The sequence below is a fragment of the Bifidobacterium sp. POST2/T3 (B1) genome (assembly GCF_058197115.1).
Genome location: NZ_JBVPQK010000312.1, coordinates 1 through 3,087 on the forward strand (window position 1 = coordinate 1; position 3,087 = coordinate 3,087).

General features: G+C 63.1%; 2 protein-coding genes. One reads left to right on the forward strand and one right to left on the reverse strand.

Annotation, left to right across the window (positions count from 1 at the left end):
• The coding region (locus AC0AP0_RS10945) for an alpha/beta fold hydrolase (RefSeq protein WP_490430484.1) at nt 1-485 on the reverse strand (485 nt) is incomplete at its 3' end.
• Nucleotides 486-738: 253 nt separating this feature from the next.
• Here AC0AP0_RS10945 and AC0AP0_RS10950 point away from each other — a divergent pair.
• The coding region (locus AC0AP0_RS10950; RefSeq protein WP_490430485.1) for an InlB B-repeat-containing protein at nt 739-3,087 on the forward strand (2,349 nt) is incomplete at its 3' end.

The following is a 3,087-nucleotide window of genomic DNA, read 5'->3' on the forward strand; positions in this document are numbered from 1 at the left end:
TAGCCGCCGAAGCTCTGTCCCAAGGCCACCCAGGGACGGCCGGCGAAGACCGTGCGGCGCAAGTGCTCGAAGTCCCGAATGATGGAGTCCGCCAGAAAATGCTTCAGATAATCGGCCTGGGCACGGGGCTCTCCTATGGATGCCATAGTGGTTCCGTCGATGGCGCTGGACCGACCTGTACCCCTTTGATCGGGCAGGACAATGCGGAAGTGGCGCAGGGCCTCGGCCATCCATCCGTCGGCAGCGGCGCTCAGCGGCCGTGGAGCCCCATACCCGGGTCCGCCTTGCAGGTAGACCAGCAGCGGTAGGTCGTCGTGAATGTGCTCAGGGGCGCAGACTACGCGGTAGAAGCAACGGAGGACCGCCTGATCCGAATTAACTTCGACTCGCCAGACGCCAGGTTCACTGCCCGCCCAATCCAGTGGAACGGGGATGGACCCCTCACTCACGCAGAGTCCCGGCAGATAGTATCCCTGGTTGGTCATACCCTGGCTCCTTTCCTATAGGTCAGTCGGGTTCATTGTCGCCGGGCGGTTGGACCTGGATTGTGTGTTGTCTGTGGGCTGGGTGGTAGAGTGAGAGGCAGGGGACGTCGGGAAGCCGGCTGGCTTCCTCTATGATTCGCGCAATCTGTTGCGCGGACTGGCGTTGAGGTATTGGTAGCTTCCCGACAGGAAGAACCTTATTCTGCAAGCGGCGTTTGCCCTGCTTGGTGTTCGGTGAAGGGGTTTCGGTTTCATGCATCTGGGTACCCGGCTGCGTCGCATCCTGGCGATGATGCTCGTCCTGCTGGGCCTGCTGGCAGGCCTGGGCGTCGCATCCGCCCAAGAGGACGCTCCTATCCTTGATCTTCAGACCCCTCGCGTAGCTGACGGAACCCCCGGCACTCTCCCTAGCAACGCAACAGACACTCCATTGTCCTCACCATCGCCGATACAAACCACCACACCATTAAGCCCCACGCCCAGCACCCTGTCGTCGACGGCGGGCACGCCTGACAGCACAGCCCCCGCTCCGGCTGAATCGGCCGACAAGACGGAAGATCAGGCTTCGCACACGGTGCTTTTCGACCCGGCCGACAGCAGCAAGCCCACCCAGGCGAGCGTGAAGACCGGCACCCTCGCTGCTGCCCCGCAACAGAATCCACAGCGTGAGGGCTTCCGGTTCGAGGGTTGGACGCTTGACGGCCGGCCCTATGATTTCCAAACCCCCGTCCTCCAGGACACGACCCTGAAAGCCCGGTGGACGAAGGTCACGGACTGGACGCTGAGCCCGGATCACGGGCCCGCCACAGGGGCGCGGCTGACCATCAGCCCGCCCGACAGGCAGGAACCTCAAATCGCCAGCATCCAAGCCGCAGGAAACCAGATTGCCGGCCTGACCGGCGACGGCCGCATCTACACCTGGACGCAGGACAGCACACCTGTGCAATTTCCTCTCCCCACCCATGCTGCCGACGGGTTCCGCTACCTGCAGGCCGCAGCCGGCAGCCACCGGCAGGCCGCCTTGGGATCCGACCAGCGGATCTACACCTGGAACAGCGGTCAAGCGACGCCCACGATCCTCGACACCGGACAGGACACCAGGTTCACCAGCATCGGCATGAACGATAATCGACTCCTGGCCGTGGACCAGCAGGGACAGGCCCACGCCTATCAGACCAGGGATGCCGGCAGCCAGGAGCCGAACCCGAAATTCACAAAACAAGCCGAGACCAGCCTGCCCAGAAAGGCGCAGGCCGTGACCGCCATCGCCTCCCCCGGCCGGATCCTCATCGTGGACGCTGACGGGCAGGCCTGGACCTGGGAGACGGCCAATACCGGAAGCGCCAAGCCCGCGCGCATCAAGCAGGACCCGGGAATGCGCATCATCCAGGCCCATGCCCTCAACCAGGGATTCCTCCTCCTGGACACGGAAAGGCGGATCCATTACCTGGCCGACAACACGACCAGTCCCACAGCCGTCAACCTGCCGGCAAACATGAAAACCAACTCGATTACAGCCAATGATAGCCAGGCCGTTATCACCGACACGGAGGGCCACGTATGGTCCTGGCAGCCCGGCGAAGCACCCATGCGCGCGGACGACGGGAACAAGCGGTACATGCAGGCCGCAAGCACCGGCAGCAGGATCACCGCCATTGACGGGCAAGGCAGCATGTTCACGTGGGACGTGGACGGGCAGGGACAGCCCGGCAAGCCAGCAAGAGTCAGCACCACCACAGCGTCCATCCTGGAGTCAGCCAGCCTGAACGGCCAGCCGCTCAATCTCACCAAGAACAACGACGCCTGGCAGACAGACATGCCCGCCAGCAAGCCGGGACCAACCACTGTTCTCATCGTCGGCAGACAGGACGGCCAACCCTTCACCAAAAACCTCAACTACACGGTCGACCAGCCGCTGACACGAGGCGCCGAACCAAGATCCACGTTCACGGTCCACTTCGATACGGGCGGGGGAAACCCCGAACCAGCAGACCAGAACGTCTCCACTCCAAACGGCAGGGTGAAACGACCCTCCCCCGACCCTGCGCGTGAAGGCTACCTGTTCGACGGATGGTTCACCGGGGAAGTCGCCTACGACTTCAGCAAGCCCGTCACCAAGAGCCTCACCCTCACCGCCAGATGGACATTCAAAGACCCCGACAACACGTGGAAAATCAACCCCGACCAGGGCAGCCAGCTGGGCGGCAACTCCACCACCATCACCCCGCCAAACACCAGCCGAGGCATCAGATTCAACCAGGTCAGCGGATCAAAGAACGACGGTTTTTCTCCTGGTTTTTCCTTGGCGGTGGGCAGCGACGGCAACGCCTACGCCTGGGGAGGCAACAAGTATGGCGAGCTCGGCGACGGGACGACTAATTGGCAAATTACGCCGGTCACGGTGGAGAAGCCTGCAGACGCGCCCGCGGACTTCACCTACGTGCAGGTCAGCGCCGGAAGTCGGCATTCGCTGGCCCTGGGCAGCGACGGCAACGCCTACGCCTGGGGATACAACACGTTTGGCCAGCTCGGCGACGGGACGACCACTCCACGAATTACGCCGGGCAGGGTGAGCAAGCCTGCAAACACGCCTCCGGATTTC